General features: G+C 51.4%; 16 protein-coding genes, 3 tRNA genes and 5 pseudogenes. 14 read left to right on the plus strand and 10 right to left on the minus strand.

The annotated features are described in order from the left end of the window. Nucleotides 1–52 precede the first annotated feature (52 nt). The 14 genes and pseudogenes from ACUU1M_RS02035 (at nt 53) to emrB (ending at nt 14,064) form a co-directional block, all read left to right on the plus strand. A pseudogene (locus ACUU1M_RS02035) lies at nt 53–382 on the plus strand (DUF883 domain-containing protein). 247 nt (nt 383–629) lie between these two features. Then, nucleotides 630–875 (plus strand): glutaredoxin-like protein NrdH, encoded by a 246-nt coding sequence (nrdH, locus tag ACUU1M_RS02040; RefSeq protein WP_001223227.1) that lies wholly within the window; start codon nt 630–632, stop codon nt 873–875. Next, a complete protein-coding gene (nrdI, locus tag ACUU1M_RS02045) occupies nt 872–1,282 on the plus strand; it encodes a class Ib ribonucleoside-diphosphate reductase assembly flavoprotein NrdI (protein WP_000080947.1) in 411 nt (136 codons plus the stop codon). The genes nrdH and nrdI overlap by 4 nt, the downstream gene beginning before the upstream one ends. Next, nucleotides 1,255–3,399: a class 1b ribonucleoside-diphosphate reductase subunit alpha gene (gene nrdE, locus ACUU1M_RS02050; RefSeq protein ID WP_000246547.1), complete on the plus strand. Its 2,145-nt coding sequence runs from the start codon at nt 1,255–1,257 to the stop codon at nt 3,397–3,399. Before nrdI ends, nrdE begins: the two co-directional genes overlap by 28 nt. A 9-nt stretch (nt 3,400–3,408) precedes the next feature. Then, nucleotides 3,409–4,368 carry a class 1b ribonucleoside-diphosphate reductase subunit beta gene (gene nrdF / locus ACUU1M_RS02055; protein ID WP_000777956.1) on the plus strand — a complete coding sequence of 320 codons (960 nt, stop codon included), beginning with the start codon at nt 3,409–3,411 and terminating at the stop codon, nt 4,366–4,368. Between the two features lie 354 nt (nt 4,369–4,722). Then, a complete protein-coding gene (gene proV, locus ACUU1M_RS02060; RefSeq protein WP_000985494.1) occupies nt 4,723–5,925 on the plus strand; it encodes a glycine betaine/L-proline ABC transporter ATP-binding protein ProV in 1,203 nt (400 codons plus the stop codon). Next, nucleotides 5,918–6,982, plus strand: a complete 1,065-nt coding sequence (gene proW / locus ACUU1M_RS02065) for a glycine betaine/L-proline ABC transporter permease ProW (RefSeq protein ID WP_449144637.1) — start codon at nt 5,918–5,920, stop codon at nt 6,980–6,982. The genes proV and proW overlap by 8 nt, the downstream gene beginning before the upstream one ends. Before the next feature lie 57 nt (nt 6,983–7,039). After that, entirely contained in the window at nt 7,040–8,032 is a 993-nt protein-coding gene (proX, locus tag ACUU1M_RS02070) for a glycine betaine/L-proline ABC transporter substrate-binding protein ProX (RefSeq protein ID WP_001216544.1), read from the plus strand. 191 nt (nt 8,033–8,223) lie between these two features. Further along, nucleotides 8,224–9,403, plus strand: a pseudogene (locus tag ACUU1M_RS02075) (MFS transporter). Nucleotides 9,404–9,526: 123 nt separating this feature from the next. Then, a complete protein-coding gene (ygaZ, locus tag ACUU1M_RS02080) occupies nt 9,527–10,264 on the plus strand; it encodes an L-valine exporter subunit YgaZ (RefSeq protein WP_000445658.1) in 738 nt (245 codons plus the stop codon). Further along, entirely contained in the window at nt 10,254–10,589 is a 336-nt protein-coding gene (ygaH, locus tag ACUU1M_RS02085; protein ID WP_000119749.1) for an L-valine transporter subunit YgaH, read from the plus strand. The genes ygaZ and ygaH overlap by 11 nt, the downstream gene beginning before the upstream one ends. A gap of 90 nt (nt 10,590–10,679) precedes the next feature. Then, nucleotides 10,680–11,210, plus strand: coding sequence for a multidrug efflux transporter EmrAB transcriptional repressor EmrR (gene emrR / locus ACUU1M_RS02090; RefSeq protein WP_000378433.1), 531 nt, complete (start codon nt 10,680–10,682; stop codon nt 11,208–11,210). 126 nt (nt 11,211–11,336) lie between these two features. Further along, nucleotides 11,337–12,509, plus strand: a pseudogene (gene emrA / locus ACUU1M_RS02095) (multidrug efflux MFS transporter periplasmic adaptor subunit EmrA). 16 nt (nt 12,510–12,525) lie between these two features. Then, nucleotides 12,526–14,064, plus strand: a pseudogene (emrB, locus tag ACUU1M_RS02100) (multidrug efflux MFS transporter permease subunit EmrB). A gap of 63 nt (nt 14,065–14,127) precedes the next feature. Here emrB and luxS read toward each other — a convergent pair. From luxS to recX, 10 genes and pseudogenes are all read right to left on the minus strand, one after another. Further along, nucleotides 14,128–14,643 carry an S-ribosylhomocysteine lyase gene (gene luxS / locus ACUU1M_RS02105; RefSeq protein ID WP_001130211.1) on the minus strand — a complete coding sequence of 172 codons (516 nt, stop codon included), beginning with the start codon at nt 14,641–14,643 and terminating at the stop codon, nt 14,128–14,130. Nucleotides 14,644–14,792: 149 nt separating this feature from the next. Continuing rightward, nucleotides 14,793–16,349 carry a glutamate--cysteine ligase gene (gene gshA, locus ACUU1M_RS02110; RefSeq protein WP_000611802.1) on the minus strand — a complete coding sequence of 519 codons (1,557 nt, stop codon included), beginning with the start codon at nt 16,347–16,349 and terminating at the stop codon, nt 14,793–14,795. A 72-nt stretch (nt 16,350–16,421) separates the two neighbouring features. Further along, a complete protein-coding gene (locus ACUU1M_RS02115) occupies nt 16,422–16,850 on the minus strand; it encodes a YqaA family protein (protein WP_001287454.1) in 429 nt (142 codons plus the stop codon). Then, the gene (yqaB, locus tag ACUU1M_RS02120; RefSeq protein ID WP_000273292.1) at nt 16,847–17,413 is read right to left on the minus strand and encodes a fructose-1-phosphate/6-phosphogluconate phosphatase; all 567 of its coding nucleotides are present in this window, start codon (nt 17,411–17,413) and stop codon (nt 16,847–16,849) included. Before yqaB ends, ACUU1M_RS02115 begins: the two co-directional genes overlap by 4 nt. Nucleotides 17,414–17,560: 147 nt before the next feature. After that, nucleotides 17,561–17,637 (minus strand) — tRNA-Arg (locus ACUU1M_RS02125). A gap of 64 nt (nt 17,638–17,701) precedes the next feature. Then, nucleotides 17,702–17,778: transfer RNA gene (locus ACUU1M_RS02130), tRNA-Arg, on the minus strand. A 3-nt stretch (nt 17,779–17,781) separates the two neighbouring features. Continuing rightward, a tRNA-Ser gene (locus tag ACUU1M_RS02135) sits at nt 17,782–17,874 on the minus strand. 315 nt (nt 17,875–18,189) lie between these two features. Further along, a complete protein-coding gene (gene csrA, locus ACUU1M_RS02140; protein WP_000906486.1) occupies nt 18,190–18,375 on the minus strand; it encodes a carbon storage regulator CsrA in 186 nt (61 codons plus the stop codon). A 234-nt stretch (nt 18,376–18,609) separates the two neighbouring features. Beyond that, nucleotides 18,610–21,240, minus strand: a complete 2,631-nt coding sequence (gene alaS, locus ACUU1M_RS02145; protein WP_152028859.1) for an alanine--tRNA ligase — start codon at nt 21,238–21,240, stop codon at nt 18,610–18,612. Nucleotides 21,241–21,367: 127 nt separating this feature from the next. Next, nucleotides 21,368–21,868: pseudogene (gene recX / locus ACUU1M_RS02150) on the minus strand (recombination regulator RecX). Between the last annotated feature and the right edge of the window lie 35 nt (nt 21,869–21,903).

The following is a 21,903-nucleotide window of genomic DNA, read 5'->3' on the forward strand; positions in this document are numbered from 1 at the left end:
TACGCAAGCACCTTAAAATCACCATCATACACTAAATCAGTAAGTTGGCAGCATTACCAACCGACCGAACCGCAACGACGTTGATGATGGCGTGCAGGATATCCAGAATGATGTCAATCAATTAGCTGACAGCCTCGAATCTGTATTGAAGTCCTGGGGCAGCGACGCCAAAGGGGAAGCTGAAGCCGCACGCAGTAAAGCTCAGGCGTTGCTGAAAGAAACCAGGGCGCGAATGCATGGTCGTACTCGCGTCCAGCAAGCCGCGCGCGATGCCGTTGGCTGCGCGGATTCTTTTGTTCGTGAAAGACCCTAGTGTAGCGTGGGTACAGCAGCTGCGGTAGGTATTTTTATCGGCGCACTGTTAAGCATGCGCAAATCGTAGTGCAAAAATGATAATAAATACGCGTCTTTGACCCCGAAGCCTGTCTTCGGGGTTTCTTTTTGCCTGGTGAATCACAAAAATCCCCCTCCCCCGTCACGCTCATATCCAGGGTAATTTCGATCACTATTTGCTATATATTGTGTGGTTGAATCTTTTTTCAACTACATCTAGTATCTCTGTATCAACAGAGAGACAACCCGACGCGTATCATCGCGCCGTATCTTCATTTTAAACGGAAATACGAATCATGCGCATAACTATTTATACTCGTAACGATTGCGTTCAGTGCCACGCCACCAAACGGGCGATGGAAAACCGGGGCTTTGATTTTGAAATGATTAATGTCGATCGCGTTCCTGAAGCAGCGGAAGCGTTGCGTGCTCAGGGCTTTCGTCAGTTGCCGGTAGTGATTGCTGGCGATCTTAGCTGGTCTGGTTTCCGTCCGGACATGATTAACCGTCTGCATCCAGCGCCACACGCGGCCAGTGCATGAGCCAGCTCGTCTACTTCTCCAGCAGCTCCGAAAACACGCAGCGTTTTATCGAACGTTTAGGTCTGCCCGCGGTGCGCATCCCGCTCAATGAGCGGGAACGGATTCAGGTAGACGAGCCTTACATCCTGATCGTGCCCTCTTACGGCGGCGGCGGTACGGCTGGCGCGGTGCCACGACAGGTAATTCGCTTTTTAAACGACGAGCACAACCGGGCGTTGCTTCGCGGCGTTATTGCTTCTGGTAATCGCAACTTTGGTGAGGCGTATGGCCGCGCCGGAGATGTGATTGCCCGGAAATGCGGCGTGCCGTGGCTGTACCGTTTTGAACTCATGGGTACGCAAAGCGATATCGAAAACGTTCGTAAAGGAGTAACCGAATTTTGGCAACGACAACCGCAGAATGCCTGACGCAGGAAACGATGGATTACCACGCGCTGAATGCGATGCTTAATCTTTACGATAGCGCAGGTCGCATTCAGTTCGATAAAGACCGCCAGGCCGTTAACGCCTTTATTGCGACGCATGTGCGTCCGAACAGTGTGACCTTCAGTAGCCAGCAGCAGCGCCTGAACTGGCTGGTCAACGAAGGTTACTATGATGAAAGCGTTCTTAATCGCTACTCTCGCGACTTTGTCATTACGCTGTTTGCCCACGCACACACCAGCGGTTTTCGTTTCCAGACATTCCTCGGGGCATGGAAGTTTTACACCAGCTATACGTTGAAGACATTCGACGGTAAACGTTATCTGGAAGATTTTGCCGATCGAGTCACGATGGTGGCGCTGACGCTGGCACAAGGCGATGAGACGCTGGCGTTGCAACTGACCGATGAAATGCTGTCAGGACGCTTTCAGCCAGCCACGCCAACATTCCTCAACTGCGGTAAGCAGCAGCGCGGCGAACTGGTTTCCTGTTTTTTGCTGCGTATTGAAGACAATATGGAGTCGATTGGTCGGGCGGTAAATTCCGCACTGCAGCTGTCGAAACGCGGCGGCGGCGTAGCATTTTTGCTGTCGAATCTGCGGGAAGCGGGCGCGCCAATTAAACGTATTGAAAATCAATCTTCTGGCGTAATTCCGGTGATGAAAATGTTGGAAGACGCATTTTCCTATGCCAACCAACTCGGCGCGCGTCAGGGGGCAGGTGCAGTCTATTTACATGCTCATCATCCCGATATTCTGCGTTTTCTCGACACGAAACGGGAAAATGCCGACGAAAAAATCCGCATTAAAACACTGTCGCTGGGCGTGGTGATCCCGGATATCACTTTCCATCTGGCAAAAGAGAATGCGCAGATGGCGCTGTTTTCGCCCTATGACGTTGAGCGAGTTTATGGCAAGCCGTTTGCCGATATCGCCATTAGCGAACACTATGACGAACTGGTTGCCGATGAACGCATCCGCAAAAAATACCTCAACGCCCGTGATTTCTTCCAGCGACTGGCAGAAATCCAGTTTGAGTCCGGCTATCCCTACATCATGTATGAAGACACAGTAAACCGTGCTAACCCTATCGCCGGGCGCATAAATATGAGTAATCTCTGCTCAGAAATTTTGCAGGTTAACAGCGCCTCAGAGTATGACGAGAATCTCGACTATGCCCGCACAGGCCATGATATTTCCTGCAATTTAGGTTCGTTGAATATTGCGCACACCATGGATTCCCCCGATTTTTCCCGCACGGTAGAGACTGCCGTGCGCGGTTTAACGGCGGTGTCAGATATGAGTCATATCCGCAGCGTGCCGTCCATCGAAGCCGGAAATGCCGCCTCGCACGCCATCGGACTGGGGCAGATGAATTTACATGGTTATCTGGCGAGGGAAGGCATCGCTTATGGTTCGCCGGAAGCCCTGGATTTCACCAATCTCTATTTCTATACCATCACCTGGCACGCACTGCGTACCTCGATGTTGCTGGCGCGCGAACGCGGTGAAACCTTCGCCGGGTTCAAACAGTCACGCTATGCCAGTGGTGAATATTTCAGCCAATATCTGCAAGGTAACTGGCAGCCGAAAACGGCGAAAGTTGGCGAACTGTTTGCCCGCAGCGGTATTACGTTACCTACCCGTGAGATGTGGGCGCAACTGCGCGACGACGTGATGCGCTACGGCATATACAACCAGAATCTCCAGGCGGTGCCGCCAACCGGGTCTATCTCTTATATCAACCATGCTACGTCGAGTATTCATCCGATTGTGGCGAAAGTAGAGATACGCAAAGAGGGCAAAACAGGACGCGTTTACTACCCTGCCCCGTTTATGACTAACGAAAATCTGGCGCTGTATCAGGACGCTTACGAAATTGGCGCAGAAAAGATCATCGACACCTACGCGGAAGCGACTCGCCATGTCGATCAGGGGCTGTCGCTGACGCTGTTTTTCCCCGATACCGCCACCACTCGCGATATCAACAAAGCGCAGATTTACGCCTGGCGCAAAGGTATCAAAACGCTCTATTACATCCGCCTGCGTCAGATGGCGCTGGAAGGCACTGAAATTGAAGGCTGCGTCTCCTGTGCACTTTAAGGAATATCTATGAAACTCTCACGTATCAGCGCCATCAACTGGAACAAGATATCTGACGATAAAGATCTGGAGGTGTGGAATCGCCTGACCAGCAATTTCTGGCTACCAGAAAAGGTGCCGCTGTCGAACGATATTCCCGCCTGGCAGACATTAACTGTCGTAGAACAACAACTGACGATGCGCGTTTTTACTGGCCTGACGCTGCTCGACACGCTGCAAAATGTTATCGGCGCGCCTTCGCTGATGCTCGATGCGCTCACGCCTCATGAAGAGGCGGTATTATCGAATATCAGCTTTATGGAAGCGGTTCATGCCCGCTCTTACAGTTCGATTTTCTCGACGCTGTGCCAGACCAAAGATGTCGATGCCGCCTACGCCTGGAGTGAAGAAAACGCACCGTTGCAGCGAAAAGCTCAGATTATTCAGCAACATTATCGCGGTGATGATCCGCTGAAAAAGAAAATCGCCAGTGTGTTTCTTGAATCTTTTTTGTTCTATTCCGGTTTCTGGCTGCCGATGTATTTTTCCAGCCGCGGAAAGCTGACCAATACCGCGGACCTGATCCGTCTGATTATCCGCGATGAAGCAGTCCACGGTTACTACATAGGCTATAAATATCAGAAAAACATGGAAAAGATATCTCTGGGACAACGTGAAGAGTTGAAGAGTTTCGCCTTCGATTTGTTGCTGGAACTCTACGACAACGAGTTGCAATACACCGATGAGCTGTACGCCGAAACCCCGTGGGCTGACGATGTGAAAGCGTTTCTCTGTTACAACACCAATAAGGCTTTGATGAATCTGGGCTACGAACCGTTATTTCCCGCAGAAATGGCGGAAGTGAATCCGGCAATCCTCGCCGCGCTTTCGCCGAATGCAGATGAAAATCACGATTTCTTTTCCGGTTCAGGCTCCTCTTATGTGATGGGGAAAGCGGTTGAAACAGAAGATGAAGACTGGAATTTCTGAGGGTGTTATTTTCAAAAATATCACTACCCGCAGCAGGGAAATAATTCCCGCCAAATAGCTTTTTATCACGCAAATATTCTGTAGTGATCTACACTGATATTCTGTTGCATTATTCGCCTGAAACTACAATATTCAGGCGTTTTTTCGCTATCTATGACAAAAAATATCAACTTTTCTCGATTTGCTCTCAGCCCTTATATCACGGAAAATTCCGGCGATTTGCTCGCATCAATATTCATGCCACATTTGCCCTCAGGGGTTGCCTCAGATTCTCAGTATGTTAGGGTAGAAAAAAGTGACTATTTCCATTGGGTAATATATCGACATAAACAAATAAAGGAATCATTCTATTGCATGGCCATTAAATTAGAAATTAAAAATCTTTATAAAATATTTGGTGAGCATCCACAGCGAGCGTTCAAATATATCGAACAAGGACTTTCAAAAGAACAAATTCTGGAAAAAACTGGGCTATCGCTTGGCGTAAAAGACGCCAGTCTGGCCATTGAAGAAGGCGAGATATTTGTCATCATGGGATTATCCGGCTCGGGTAAATCCACAATGGTACGCCTTCTCAATCGCCTGATTGAACCCACCCGCGGGCAAGTGCTGATTGATGGTGTGGATATTGCCAAAATATCCGACGCCGAACTCCGTGAGGTGCGCAGAAAAAAGATTGCGATGGTCTTCCAGTCCTTTGCCTTAATGCCGCATATGACCGTGCTGGACAATACTGCGTTCGGTATGGAATTGGCCGGAATTAATGCCGAAGAACGCCGGGAAAAAGCCCTTGATGCACTGCGTCAGGTCGGGCTGGAAAATTATGCCCACAGCTACCCGGATGAACTCTCTGGCGGGATGCGTCAACGTGTGGGATTAGCCCGCGCGTTAGCGATTAATCCGGATATATTATTAATGGACGAAGCCTTCTCGGCGCTCGATCCATTAATTCGCACCGAGATGCAGGATGAGCTGGTAAAATTACAGGCGAAACATCAGCGCACCATTGTCTTTATTTCCCACGATCTTGATGAAGCCATGCGTATTGGCGACCGAATTGCCATTATGCAAAATGGTGAAGTGGTACAGGTCGGCACACCGGATGAAATTCTCAATAATCCGGCGAATGATTATGTCCGTACCTTCTTCCGTGGCGTTGATATTAGTCAGGTGTTCAGTGCGAAAGATATTGCCCGCCGGACACCGAATGGCTTAATTCGTAAAACTCCTGGCTTCGGCCCACGTTCGGCACTGAAATTATTGCAGGATGAAGATCGCGAATATGGCTACGTTATCGAACGCGGTAATAAGTTTGTCGGCGCAGTCTCCATCGATTCGCTTAAAACCGCGTTAACGCAGCAGCAAGGTCTTGATGCGGCGCTGATTGATGCGCCGTTAGCAGTCGATGCACAAACGCCTCTTAGCGAGTTGCTCTCTCATGTCGGACAGGCACCCTGTGCGGTGCCCGTGGTCGACGAGGACCAACAGTATGTCGGCATCATTTCGAAAGGAATGCTGCTGCGCGCTTTAGATCGTGAGGGGGTAAATAATGGCTGATCAAAATAATCCGTGGGATACCACGCCAGCGGCGGACAGTGCCGCGCAATCCGCAGACGCCTGGGGTACACCGACGACTGCACCGGCTGACGGCGGTGGTGCTGACTGGCTGACCAGTACGCCTGCGCCAAACGTCGAGCATTTTAATATTCTCGATCCGTTCCATAAAACGCTGATCCCGCTCGACAGTTGGGTCACTGAAGGGATCGACTGGGTTGTTACCCATTTCCGTCCCGTCTTCCAGGGCGTGCGCGTTCCGGTTGATTATATCCTCAACGGTTTCCAGCAATTGCTGCTGGGTATGCCAGCGCCAGTGGCGATTATCGTTTTCGCTCTCATCGCCTGGCAGATTTCCGGGGTCGGAATGGGCGTGGCGACGCTGGTCTCGCTGATTGCCATCGGCGCAATCGGTGCCTGGTCGCAGGCAATGGTGACTCTGGCGCTGGTGTTAACTGCCCTGCTGTTCTGTATCGTCATCGGTTTGCCGTTGGGGATATGGCTGGCGAGAAGTCCGCGAGCGGCGAAAATTATTCGTCCACTGCTTGATGCCATGCAGACCACGCCAGCGTTTGTTTATCTGGTGCCAATCGTCATGCTATTTGGTATCGGTAACGTGCCGGGCGTGGTGGTGACGATCATCTTTGCGCTGCCGCCGATTATCCGTCTGACCATTCTGGGGATTAACCAGGTTCCGGCGGATCTGATTGAAGCCTCGCGCTCATTCGGTGCCAGCCCGCGCCAGATGCTGTTCAAAGTTCAGTTACCGCTGGCGATACCGACCATTATGGCGGGCGTTAACCAGACGCTGATGCTGGCCCTTTCTATGGTGGTCATTGCCTCGATGATTGCCGTCGGCGGGCTGGGTCAGATGGTACTTCGCGGTATCGGTCGTCTGGATATGGGGCTTGCCACCGTTGGCGGCGTCGGGATTGTGATCCTCGCCATTATCCTCGATCGCCTGACGCAGGCCGTTGGGCGCGACTCACGCAGTCGCGGCAACCGTCGCTGGTACACCACTGGCCCTGTTGGTCTGCTGACCCGCCCATTCATTAAGTAACTCTGCACTTGCCCGGTGACGCCGGGCATTATCACCCTGCCAAAAAAAGGAATAACAATGCGACATAGCGTACTTTTTGCGACAGCGTTTGTCACGCTTATCTCTACACAAACTTTTGCTGCCGATCTGCCGGGCAAAGGCATTACTGTTAATCCAGTTCAGAGCACCATCACTGAAGAAACCTTCCAGACGCTGCTGGTCAGTCGTGCGCTGGAGAAATTAGGTTATACCGTCAACAAACCCAGCGAAGTGGATTACAACGTTGGCTACACCTCGCTTGCTTCCGGCGATGCAACCTTCACCGCCGTGAACTGGACGCCACTCCATGACAACATGTACGAAGCTGCCGGTGGCGATAAGAAATTTTATCGTGAAGGGGTATTTGTTAACGGCGCAGCACAGGGTTACCTGATCGATAAGAAAACCGCCGACCAATACAAAATCACCAACATCGCACAACTGAAAGATCCGAAGATCGCCAAACTGTTCGATACCAACGGCGACGGTAAAGCGGATTTAACCGGTTGTAACCCTGGCTGGGGCTGCGAAGGTGCGATCAACCACCAGCTTGCCGCGTATGAACTGACCAACACCGTGACGCATAATCAGGGGAACTACGCAGCGATGATGGCCGACACCATCAGTCGCTACAAAGAGGGCAAACCGGTGTTTTATTACACCTGGACGCCGTACTGGGTGAGTAATGAGCTGAAGCCAGGGAAAGATGTGGTCTGGTTGCAGGTGCCGTTCTCCGCACTGCCGGGCGATAAAAATGCCGATACCAAACTGCCGAATGGCGCGAATTACGGCTTCCCGGTCAGCACCATGCATATCGTTGCCAACAAAGCCTGGACCGAGAAAAATCCGGCGGCAGCCAAACTGTTTGCCATTATGCAGTTGCCAGTGGCCGATATTAACGCCCAGAACGCCATTATGCATGACGGCAAAGCCTCAGAAGGCGATATTCAGGGCCACGTTGATGGCTGGATCAAAGCCCACCAGCAGCAGTTCGATGGCTGGGTGAATGAGGCGCTGGCAGCGCAGAAGTAATTTTTATTCGGGCGGATAAGGCGTTTTCGCCTCATCCGCCGCTCTGTACACAATGCCTGATGCGACGCTGACGCGTCCTATCATGCCTACAAACCACATCGCACATTTCAACAAGCTATCTTTCATCCCATATTCATCAACATCCGCTATTATTGATTTCCAGCTTAATCATCACCTGATGAACAAAAATAATGACTAAACCTAATCATGAGCTTAGCCCGGCGCTGATCGTGCTGATGTCTATCGCCACCGGTCTGGCGGTAGCCAGTAACTATTACGCCCAGCCATTGCTCGACACCATCGCGCGTAACTTTTCCCTTTCCGCCAGTTCGGCAGGCTTTATTGTTACCGCCGCGCAGTTGGGCTATGCCGCAGGTCTACTGTTTCTTGTTCCCCTCGGTGATATGTTTGAACGCCGCCGCCTGATTGTCTCGATGACCTTACTGGCAGCGGGCGGTATGTTAATCACTGCCAGCAGTCAGTCACTGGCGATGATGATCCTCGGAACGGCATTAACCGGTTTATTCTCAGTCGTGGCACAAATTCTGGTTCCGCTGGCAGCGACGCTGGCTTCACCGGATAAACGCGGCAAAGTGGTTGGCACCATTATGAGCGGTCTGCTGTTGGGGATATTGCTGGCACGAACCGTTGCCGGGTTACTGGCAAACCTCGGCGGCTGGCGCACCGTCTTTTGGGTTGCTTCGGTGTTTATGGCACTGATGGCGCTGGCATTATGGCGTGGTCTGCCACAAATGAAATCAGAAACCCACCTCAACTACCCACAGTTGTTGGGTTCCGTTTTCAGCATGTTCATCAGCGATAAGATCCTGCGCACCCGCGCGTTGCTGGGCTGCATGACCTTTGCCAACTTCAGCATTCTCTGGACCTCAATGGCCTTTTTGCTTGCCGCTCCACCTTTTAACTACAGCGATGGTGACATTGGTCTGTTTGGGCTTGCGGGAGCTGCCGGAGCGTTGGGCGCTCGTCCGGCGGGCGGTTTTGCCGACAAGGGCAAATCGCACCACAACTTTCGGTCTGCTTCTGCTGTTACTTTCATGGCTGGCAATCTGGTTTGGTCACACTTCCGTACTGGCGTTGATTATCGGCATTCTGGTGCTGGACCTCACCGTACAGGGCGTGCATATCACTAACCAGACGGTAATTTATCGAATACATCCTGATGCGCGTAATCGCCTGACCGCAGGTTACATGACCAGCTACTTTATTGGCGGTGCCGCCGGTTCGCTAATTTCAGCCTCAGCCTGGCAACATGGCGGTTGGGCTGGCGTTTGTCTGGCTGGCGCGACGATTGCCCTGGTTAACTTATTGGTCTGGTGGCGAGGTTTTCATCGTCAGGAAGCCGCAAATTAAGCAATCAGCAACCGTTTTCGTGGCTTTACACTTATAATGGTGTTAAGAAGCCCATCAGTCTGATAAGGTTAAGATATTCATTCAGTCTATTTATAATATTAACAATCGTTAAGCGTACACTCTATGGAAAGCCCTACTCCACAGCCTGCTCCTGGTTCGGCGACCTTCATGGAAGGATGCAAAGACAGTTTACCGATTGTTATTAGTTATATTCCGGTGGCCTTTGCGTTCGGTCTGAATGCGACCCGTCTGGGATTCTCTCCTCTCGAAAGCGTTTTTTTCTCCTGCATCATTTATGCAGGCGCGAGCCAGTTCGTCATTACCGCGATGCTGGCAGCCGGGAGTAGTTTGTGGGTTGCTGCACTGACCGTCATGGCAATGGATGTTCGCCATGTTTTGTATGGCCCGTCACTGCGTAGCCGTATTATTCAGCGTCTGCAAAAATCGAAAACCGCCCTATGGGCGTTTGGCCTGACGGATGAGGTTTTTGCCGCCGCCACCGCAAAACTGGTACGCAATAATCGCCGCTGGAGCGAGAACTGGATGATCGGCATTGCCTTCAGTTCATGGTCATCGTGGGTATTTGGTACGGTAATAGGGGCATTCTCCGGCAGCGGCTTGCTGCAAGGTTATCCCGCCGTTGAAGCTGCATTAGGTTTTATGCTTCCGGCACTCTTTATGAGTTTCCTGCTCGCCTCTTTCCAGCGCAAACAATCTCTTTGCGTTACCGCAGCTTTAGTTGGTGCCCTTGCAGGCGTAACGCTATTTTCTATTCCCGTCGCCATTCTGGCAGGCATTGTCTGTGGCTGCCTCACTGCGTTAATCCAAGCATTCTGGCAAGGAGCGCCCGATGAGCTATGAGGTTCTGCTGCTTGGGTTACTGGTTGGCGCGGCGAATTATTGCTTCCGCTATTTGCCGCTGCGCCTGCGTGTGGGTAATGCCCGCCCAACCAAACGTGGCGCGGTAGGTATTTTGCTCGACACCATTGGCATCGCCTCGATATGCGCTCTGCTGGTTGTCTCTACCGCACCAGAAGTGATGCACGATACACGCCGTTTCGTGCCCACGCTGGTCGGCTTCGCGGTACTGGGTGCCAGTTTCTATAAAACACGCAGCATTATCATCCCAACACTGCTTAGTGCGCTGGCCTATGGGCTCGCCTGGAAAGTGATGGCGATTATATAACCCACAAGAATCATTTTTCTAAAACAATACATTTACTTTATTTGTCACTGTCGTTACTATATCGGCTGAAATTAATGAGGTCATACCCAAATGGATAGTTCGTTTACGCCCATTGAACAAATGCTAAAATTTCGCGCCAGCCGCCACGAAGATTTTCCTTATCAGGAGATCCTTCTGACTCGTCTTTGCATGCACATGCAAAGCAAGCTGCTGGAGAACCGCAATAAAATGCTGAAGGCTCAGGGGATTAACGAGACGTTGTTTATGGCGTTGATTACGCTGGAGTCTCAGGAAAACCACAGTATTCAGCCTTCTGAATTAAGTTGTGCTCTTGGATCATCCCGTACCAACGCGACGCGTATTGCCGATGAACTGGAAAAACGCGGTTGGATCGAACGTCATGAAAGCGATAACGATCGCCGCTGCCTGCATCTGCAATTAACGGAAAAAGGTCACGAGTTTTTGCGCGAGGTTTTACCACCGCAGCATAACTGCCTGCATCAACTCTGGTCCGCGCTCAGCACAACAGAAAAAGATCAGCTCGAGCAAATCACCCGCAAATTGCTCTCCCGTCTCGACCAGATGGAACAAGACGGTGTGGTTCTCGAAGCGATGAGCTAACGCGTCATCTCGCTCAAAAATCCAGATTTATAAAAGAAAAAATGACCGGCCAGCATCGCAACATGCTGGCCTTTTTGGCAAGCAGGTCGGCTCAGCCGATGAGTTAAGAAGATCGTGGAGAACAATATGAGCGCAAATGCGGAGACTCAAATCCCGCAGCAACCGGTAAAGAAGAGCGGCAAACGTAAGCGTCTGCTCCTCCTTCTCACCTTGCTCTTTATAATTATTGCCGTAGCGATAGGGATTTATTGGTTTTTGGTACTGCGTCATTTCGAAGAAACCGATGACGCATACGTGGCAGGGAATCAGATTCAAATTATGTCTCAGGTGTCTGGCAGCGTGACGAAAGTCTGGGCCGATAACACCGATTTTGTAAAAGAAGGCGATGTTCTGGTCACTCTCGACCCGACAGATGCTCGCCAGGCGTTTGAAAAAGCCAAAACTGCACTGGCTTCCAGCGTTCGCCAAACCCACCAGCTGATGATTAACAGCAAACAGTTGCAGGCGAATATTGAGGTGCAAAAAATCGCCCTCGCGAAAGCACAAAGCGACTACAACCGCCGTGTGCCGCTGGGCAATGCCAACCTGATTGGTCGCGAAGAGCTGCAACACGCCCGCGACGCCGTCACCAGTGCCCAGGCGCAACTGGACGTCGCTATTCAACAATACAATGCCAATCAGGCGATGATTCTGGGGACTAAACTGGAAGAACAGCCTGCCGTGCAACAGGCTGCCACCGAAGTACGTAACGCCTAGCTGGCGCTGGAGCGTACCCGTATTGTCAGTCCGATGACCGGTTATGTTTCCCGTCGTGCCGTGCAACCGGGTGCGCAAATTAGCCCAACGACGCCGCTGATGGCGGTCGTTCCAGCCACCAATATGTGGGTGGATGCCAACTTTAAAGAGACGCAGATTGCCAATATGCGCATCGGTCAGCCGGTCACCATCACCACCGATATTTACGGCGATGATGTGAAATACACCGGTAAAGTGGTTGGTCTGGATATGGGCACAGGTAGCGCGTTCTCACTGCTTCCGGCGCAAAATGCGACCGGTAACTGGATCAAAGTCGTTCAGCGTCTACCTGTGCGTATCGAACTGGACCAGAAACAGCTGGAGCAATACCCGCTGCGCATTGGTTTGTCCACGCTGGTGAGCGTCAATACCACTAACCGTGACGGTCAGGTACTGGCAAATAAAGTACGTTCAACACCGGTCGCGGTAAGTACCGCGCGTGAAATCAGCCTGGCACCTGTCAATAAACTGATCGACGATATCGTAAAAGCTAACGCTGGCTAATCCAGAGGTGCGTGTGATGCAACAGCAAAAACCGCTGGAAGGCGCGCAACTGGTCATTATGACGATTGCGCTGTCACTGGCGACATTCATGCAGGTGCTGGACTCCACCATTGCTAACGTGGCGATCCCCACTATCGCCGGGAATCTGGGCTCATCGCTCAGCCAGGGAACGTGGGTAATCACTTCTTTCGGGGTGGCGAATGCCATCTCGATCCCGCTTACCTGCTGGCTGGCAAAGCGCGTCGGGGAAGTGAAACTGTTCCTTTGGTCCACCATCGCCTTTGCTATTGCGTCGTGGGCGTGTGGTGTCTCCAGCAGCCTGAATATGCTGATCTTCTTCCGCGTGATTCAGGGGATTGTCGCCGGGCCGTTGATCCCGCTTTCGCAAAGTCTATTGCTGAATAACTACCCGCCAGCCAAACGCTCGATCGCGCTGGCGTTGTGGTCGATGACGGTGATTGTCGCGCCAATTTGCGGCCCGATCCTCGGCGGTTATATCAGCGATAATTACCACTGGGGCTGGATATTCTTCATCAACGTGCCGATTGGCGTGGCGGTGGTGTTGATGACACTGCAAACTCTGCGCGGACGTGAAACCCGCACCGAACGGCGGCGGATTGATGCCGTGGGGCTGGCACTGCTGGTTATTGGTATCGGCAGCCTGCAGATTATGCTCGACCGCGGTAAAGAGCTGGACTGTTTTTCATCACAGGAAATTATCATTCTTACCGTGGTGGCGGTGGTGGCTATCTGCTTCCTGATTGTCTGGGAGCTGACCGACGATAACCCGATAGTCGATCTGTCGTTGTTTAAGTCGCGCAACTTCACCATCGGCTGCTTGTGTATCAGCCTCGCGTATATGCTCTACTTCGGCGCTATTGTTCTGCTGCCGCAGTTGTTGCAGGAGGTCTACGGTTACACGGCGACCTGGGCAGGTTTGGCCTCTGCGCCGGTAGGGATTATTCCGGTGATTCTGTCGCCGATTATCGGCCGCTTCGCGCATAAACTGGATATGCGGCGGCTGGTAACCTTCAGCTTTATTATGTATGCCGTCTGCTTCTACTGGCGTGCCTATACCTTTGAACCAGGTATGGATTTTGGCGCGTCGGCCTGGCCGCAGTTTATCTAGGGGTTTGCGGTGGCCTGCTTCTTTATGCCGCTGACCACCATTACGCTGTCTGATTTGCCACCGGAACGACTGGCGGCGGCATCGAGCCTCTCTAACTTTACGCGAACGCTGGCGGGGTCTATCGGCACGTCGATAACCACGACCATGTGGACCAACCGCGAGTCGATGCACCATGCGCAGTTGACTGAGTCGGTAAACCCGTTCAACCCGAATGCCCAGGCGATGTACAGTCAACTGGAAGGGCTTGGGATGACGCAACAGCAGGCATCAGGCTGGATTGCCCAGCAGATAACCAATCAGGGGCTGATTATTTCCGCCAATGAGATCTTCTGGATGTCAGCCGGGATATTCCTCGTACTGCTGGGGCTGGTGTGGTTTGCTAAACCGCCATTTGGCGCAGGTGGCGGCGGAGGCGGTGCGCACTAAGTACAACTAAGCCAGTTCATTTGAACTGGCTTTTTTCAATTAATTGTGAAGATAGTTTACTGACTAGATGTGCAGTTCCTGCAACTTCTCTTTCGGCAGTGCCAGTTCTTCGTTGCTGTTGATGCGTACGTCACGTTCCAGAATGCTACGCGCAATATCCTGCGCTTCCTGCAACGAGTGCATCTGGTAAGTGCCACACTGGTAGACGTTCAGTTCCGGGATCTGATTCTGATCCTGCACTTTCAGCACGTCTTCCATTGCCGCTTTCCAGGCATCAGCAACACGCTGCTCATCTGGCGTACCAATCAGACTCATATAAAAACCGGTGCGGCAGCCCATTGGCGAGATATCGATAATCTCTACACCATTACCGTTAAGATGGTTACGCATAAAACCAGCAAACAGGTGCTCCAGGGTATGGATCCCTCTTTCTGGCATCACTTCTTTGTTCGGCACGCAGAAGCGCAGATCGAACACGGTGATTGCGTCGCCATGCGGGGTGTTCATTGTTTTCGCCACCCGAACTGCAGGCGCTTCCATCCGGGTATGATCGACTGTGAAGCTATCTAACAACGGCATTTAGCCACCTCCGGTAATTTTTTTAAAAATTTTCTGAACTCTTTCTTCCCAGGCGAGTCTGAGTATATGAAAGACGCGCATTTGTTATCATCATCCCTGAATTCAGAGATGAAATTTTGGCCACTCACGAGTGGCCTTTTTCTTTTCTGTCAGGCGTGTTTTTCCAGCCACACCGCAAACGGTTCGGTATCAGCGGTTTCCATTTCCTGCTGACGGCGTTCAGATGCCTCGCGCTCGGCTACAAAATCCTCTTCGCGCAGAATTTCCAGCGGCTCTTCACGCAGCAGATTACGGTAGGCTTCTGCAAACGCTTTGCCTGTTCCGCCAATACCAGTATCAATCATAGACCTTAAGATACGGGCAGAGAAAGTCAGATCGGGATTATCGAAGCAGGCAACCAGTTCATCACACACTTTCTGATACGCTTCGCCGCCGTTAATGCTATCCAGCGTTTGCGCGACGCGTTTCAGATCGCGGAACAGATCTTTACCCACCTGCAGTAACGGGAACTGCGCGGTTTCGCAGCCGATACCCAGCGTCAGGCCCGGTTTGCGACCTTCAAGGATCACCCGGTTCCAGTTAACGCGCGTACAGGCAAGTTCGCTACTGCTCATTTCCGGTGCATCAGCCAGCGCACACCAGACCATAAACAGGTCGAGGAATCGCACCTGCTGTTCATCTACACCAATCGGCGAGAACGGGTTGATGTCCAGCGAACGCACTTCAATATATTCAATGCCGCCACGTAACAGCGCATCAGAAGGTGACTCGCCGCTGCGGGTAACGCGTTTTGGACGAATCGGCGCATACAGTTCGTTTTCAATCTGCAGCACGTTGCTATTGATTTGCAGCCTCTTACCGTCTTTCTCAATACCAATCTTCGCGTACTCTTCCGATGGCGTTTTGATTGCCTGTTTAAGGCCCGCTACGTACTCGTAAAGATCGTTGAAGGTAATACCAAGATTGCTTTGCGATTTATTGGTATAGCCGAGATCGCTCAAACGAAGAGAGGTCGCATACGGCAGGTAATACATACCGCACTCGGTTTTCTCAAACGGCAGCGACGTTGGTTTTCCTTGCAGGAAAGAAGAACAAATCGCCGGAGATGCACCAAACAGATAAGGAATGACCCAACCGAAACGATAGTAATTGCGGATAACGCGGAAATAGCCCGCAGAAATTTTCTCTTTGGCATCAGCGCCCGAGATATCACCGCACTTCGCTTGCCAGAATGCCATTGGCAAAGAGAAATTGTAGTGCACGCCGGAAATGGTTTGCATCAGTGCGCCGTAGCGATTTTTCAGCCCTTCACGATACAGCGTTTTAAAGCGTCCGGTGTTAGAAGTGCCGTACTGTGCCAGTTCGATGTCCTGACCTTCTGCGATGTAGCATGGCATACTTAACGGCCACATCCGCTCATCGCCCATATTGCGCGCCGTATAACGATGCAGATCGCGCATAAAGGTCAGCATATGTTCAATATCACCATCCACTGGTGTAATGAATTCCAGCAATGCTTCCGCAAAATCGGTAGTAATCCATTTGTGCGTCAGTGCGGAACCTAATGCTTCAGGATGACCTGTTGTTGCCAGTGTGCCATCAGCATTAACACGCAAAGTTTCGCGCTCCAGCCCACGCTGTATCCCTTTTAACGCCTGAGGATGTTTTTCCAGCCAGGCCAGCGCCTGTGATACGTCCGGGATCAAATTGACCTCCCGCCTGTCAAAATCGTTTTAATTAGCATAACTGTAATGGTGACCATATGTGCAGGCCTACAATTAGTGCCACCACATCATGCCCTGAACGGTCGCTGCTGCAACTGCAACATAGCGTAACGCTTTACCAAGGCACAAAAAAAAGATTACTGGCCCCCAGGAGATGCGCATCCATCCCGCTAACAGACACAGTAAATCGCCAACCACGGGCATCCAGCTTAATAATAGCGTGACTGCACCATAGCGTTTCAGCCAGCCGGTAGCTTTCTCTTGCCAGCGCGATGTTTTACGCAATGGAAAGAAACGCCCAAGGATAACGTTAGTTAACCCTCCAAGGCTATTACCCATTGTTGCTGTTAAAACTAAAACCCAGGGATGACTGATCCCGGAAAGCAACATTGCCACCAGCACGACTTCGGAGTTGCCGGGTAATAGTGTAGCGCTGAGAAAACTACTGGCAAACAACGAGAAAAGCGATAACGCTTCACTCACAGCAAGCGAACATCCACAGCGTCCATGCCTGCTGCACGGGCCGCCTGAATACCGAAATCGGCATCTTCAAAGACCACACACTGCGTCGGTTGCACGCCCATACGCTGCGCGCACAACAAAAATGTGTCTGGCGCGGGTTTATGGTGTTTGACGTGATCAGCAGCGACGACGGCGTCAAAATAACGGCGTAATCCCAGGTGCGCCAGCAATGCCTCAGCGATGGCGCTTTCACTCCCCGTTCCTACAGCCATTGGGCGACGACCATGCCAACTTTTCACCACTTCAACAAGAGGAAGCGGCTCGACACTATCCAGCAGCATACTTCTTACTGCTTCTGTTTTTTCACGCGCTAACGCATGCGGGTCGAGATCGGCCTGATTCAGCTCAATAATTGCCTGAGCAATACGCCAGGTGGGCGATCCATTAAGCGCAATCATCGCCTGAATATCGTACTGAAGACCGTAGTGCCCTAATACTTCGCGCCACGCTTTACGGTGCGTAGGCTCCGTATCCAGGATTGTGCCATCCATATCAAAAATTAAACCTGCATAACGCTCGTACATGGTCTTCTCGCAAGTCGAAAAATATGACGCTACTTTAGCGTAATTGCTTGATTTTGTCGCTGATGGCGAAGGAGAAGAAAATTCAGGAAACGGATAAAGTAGTTATTTAGAAATGAGATATTTTTGAAGGAAATTTTTTGGAGAATATGGTGCATCCGGGAGGATTCGAACCTCCGACCGCTCGGTTCGTAGCCGAGTACTCTATCCAGCTGAGCTACGGATGCATCGGGAAACTTACTTTACTGCAGATTTTTTGATACCGCTACTAAAGCCGTATCAAGTAAGAGATGGTGCATCCGGGAGGATTCGAACCTCCGACCGCTCGGTTCGTAGCCGAGTACTCTATCCAGCTGAGCTACGGATGCAAATGGCGGTGAGGCGGGGATTCGAACCCCGGATGCAGCTTTTGACCGCATACTCCCTTAGCAGGGGAGCGCCTTCAGCCTCTCGGCCACCTCACCACACGCCTCTTACGAGTGCTTCGAAGAACTTGTTTATCGCTCATCGTCGCTGCGTGGCGCACATATTACTTTCTGAGACTTATAAGTCAAACAATTTTTCCCACACTTTTATCGTTTGCACACTTCACGCTCAATTAGTCTGTAAAAACGTCAAAAAGAGTGTTTTATCTACAGAAAAACGGAGGTCTGGCAGATAGCAGTAATGCAAAAAAATGGAGACTTAAGTTGAATGAACGGGAGTAAAGCGAAAAGACTATAGAGTGAAGGAGAAATTTTGAGGGTGCGTCTCACCGATAAAGATGAGACGCGGAAAGATTAGTAACTGGACTGCTGGGATTTTTCAGCCTGGATACGCTGGTAGATCTCTTCACGGTGAACAGAAACTTCCTTCGGGGCATTTACGCCAATACGTACCTGGTTGCCCTTTACCCCTAAAACTGTCACGGTGACCTCATCCCCAATCATGAGGGTCTCACCAACTCGACGAGTCAGAATCAGCATTCTTTGCTCCTTGAAAGATTAAAAGAGTCGGGTCTCTCTGTATCCCGGCATTATCCATCATATAACGCCAAAAAGTAAGCAATGACAAACACATTACATGTAAGCAGTCATGGCATTACATTCTGTTAAACCTAAGTTTAGCCGATATACACAACTTCAACCTGACTTTATCGTTGTCGATAGCGTTAATGCGAATGCCGTGAAGCGAGTCCACGGCATTGCCTGACGCTTATATTATTGCAATTTCGCGCTGACCCAGCCTTTCACACTGGCTAACGCTGCAGGTAAGGCCGCAGCATCCGTACCACCGGCTTGCGCCATGTCAGGACGTCCACCACCCTTGCCGCCCACCTGCTGAGCGACCATACCAATCAGTTCCCCTGCTTTCACACGATCTGTGACGTCCTTAGATACGCCTGCAATCAGAGAAACCTTACCTTCGGCTACCGTTGCCAGCACGATAATTGTCGACCCCAGCTGATTTTTTAAATCGTCAACCATGGTACGCAACATTTTCGGCTCAACACCGCTAAGCTCGCTAACCAACAGCTTAACACCATTAACATCAATTGCCTTACTGGAAAGATTTGCGCTCTCCTGTGCGGCAGCTTGTTCTTTAAGCTGTTGTAGTTCTTTTTCTAACTGACGCGTACGTTCCAGTACTGAGCGCACTTTATCCGCCAGATTATTGCTATCGCCTTTCAGCAGATGCGCGACTTCGCTTAAGCGATCGCTGTCTGCATGAACGGTGGTGATAGCGCCTTCTCCGGTTACCGCTTCGATACGACGAACGCCTGCAGCAGTACCCGATTCAGAGATGATGCGGAACAGACCAATATCACCAGTGCGGCTGGCGTGAGTACCGCCACACAGCTCGGTGGAGAAATCGCCCATGCTCAGCACGCGTACACGCTCATCATACTTCTCGCCGAACAGCGCCATCGCACCTTTCGCTTTCGCCGCTTCGAGATTCATGATGTTGGTTTCGATCGGCAAATTGCGACGAATCTGTGCGTTCACCAGGTCTTCGACCGCACGAATCTCTTCCGGTTTCATCGCTTCGTTGTGTGAGAAGTCGAAGCGCAGCATCTTGTCGTTAACCAGTGAACCTTTCTGCGATACATGAGTCCCCAGAACCTGGCGCAGCGCAGCGTGCATCAGGTGCGTTGCGGAGTGATTCAGACGAATACGGGCGCGACGAGCCTCATCAATATCAGCCTGCACAGCGTCGCCCACTTTCAGAGAACCCGCAGCAAGTTTACCGATGTGACCAATCGCCTGGCCGTATTTCTGCGTATCTTCCACCGCGAAGGAGAAGTTAGCGCCTTTCAGTTCGCCTTTATCACCAACCTGACCGCCGGATTCCGCATAGAATGGCGTTTGATCCAGCACGACCACAGCTTCCTGGCCTGCATTGATGGCATCAACCGCTTTACCATCAACAAACAGCGCGGTCACTTTGCCGTTCAGTTCCAGATGGTCATAGCCTTTAAATTCAGATGCACTATCAACACGGATCATTGCGTTGTAATCGGCACCAAAGCCGCTGGCTTCGCGCGCGCGACGACGCTGCTCTTCCATTGCTGCTTCAAAACTAGCTTCGTCAACTTTGATGTTGCGCTCACGACAAACATCAGCCGTTAGGTCAACCGGGAAGCCATAGGTGTCGTACAGACGGAAAGCCGTTTCACCATCCAGCGTATCACCAGAAAGTTTTGCCAGCTCTTCATCCAGCAACGCCAGACCGCGCTCCAGAGTACGGGCAAACTGCTCTTCTTCAGTCTTCAGCACCTGCTCAACCTGCGCCTGCTGGCGTTTCAGGTCTTCACCCGCAGAGCCCATAACGTCGATCAGCGGACCAACCAGTTTGTAGAAGAAGGTTTCTTTCGCGCCGAGCATATTGCCGTGACGCACTGCGCGACGAATGATACGACGCAGTACATAACCACGGTTTTCATTGGACGGCATTACGCCATCCGCGATCAGGAACGCACAAGAACGAATGTGGTCAGCGATTACGCGCAGCGATTTATTGCTCAGATCGGTCGCGCCAGTGACTTTCGCTACCGCCTGGATCAACGTGCGGAACAGGTCGATGTCATAGTTAGAGTTAACGTGTTGCAGCACCGCAGCAATACGCTCCAGACCCATACCGGTATCTACAGACGGCTTCGGCAGCGGTTCCATCGTGCCATCTGCCTGGCGGTTGAACTGCATGAAGACGATGTTCCAGATCTCAATGTAGCGGTCGCCGTCTTCTTCCGGACTTCCCGGAGGGCCACCCCAAATGTGGTCGCCGTGATCGTAGAAGATTTCGGTGCACGGGCCGCACGGACCAGTGTCACCCATCTGCCAGAAGTTGTCAGATGCGTATGGCGCACCTTTGTTATCTCCGATGCGAATAATACGTTCGCGCGGGATCCCGACTTCTTTTTCCCAGATTTCGTAGGCTTCGTCGTCGCTTTCATAGACGGTAACCCACAGACGCTCTTTCGGCAGGGCAAACCATTTTTCGCTGGTCAGCAGTTCCCATGCAAACTGAATGGCATCGTGTTTGAAATAGTCGCCGAAGCTGAAGTTGCCCAGCATTTCGAAGAAGGTATGGTGACGTGCGGTGTAACCGACGTTTTCCAGGTCGTTGTGTTTACCACCCGCACGCACGCAGCGTTGGGAAGTGGTAGCGCGGGAATAATTACGCTTGTCGAGCCCAAGGAACACATCCTTGAACTGGTTCATCCCGGCGTTGGTAAACAACAAAGTTGGGTCGTTATGGGGTACCAGGGAGCTGCTGGCAACTACCTGATGTCCCTTACTATGGAAAAAGTCGAGAAACGCCTGACGGATCTCAGCGGTGCTCTTGCTCATAATTATCCTGAAATCAAGCTAACGAAATATCGCCACCAGCTCCAGCGTGTCTTAACCGCCGGGCTGGTAACTGAAAAGTGGGAATAAGATAAGTTTTCTTGACTGGGAAGTAAAATACCGTATGCGTTCAGTCGGCAAAATTTCGCCAAATATCCTGGATATCTTCCATCAGATAGCCACGATAGAGCAGAAAACGCTGGATCTTAACTTTTTCTGAAAAGACAGTTGGCAAAGGTTCACCATATTTTCGCGTCCCCTGATCGCGCGCCAGTGCGCACCAGTCGATGTCACATTCACGCATCGCTTTTTCTGTCGCTTCGCGGGAAATACCTTTCTGATTCAGTTCCTGACGAATACGTGCAGGTCCATAACCTTTGCGGCTACGGCTGGCGATAAAGCGCGCAACAAATCGGCTGTCATCGAGATAGCCATGTTCATGGCACTAGGCAATAACGCGCTCGTAATCTTCTGCCGTAGCATCAATCTCTTCTGGGCCATTTTTGCCCATAATCGGTGCCGCGAGTTTACGTCGCAGTTCTTGCTCACTGTGATCGCGCACCGCCAGAATGCGTACCGCACGATCCAACAGGCGAGCATATGCCGGGCGACGGGATGTTGATTCTGTCATGGCATATCCTTACAACTTAAAAAAGCAAAAGGGCC

Source organism: Shigella sp. SIG6 (assembly GCF_053555815.1).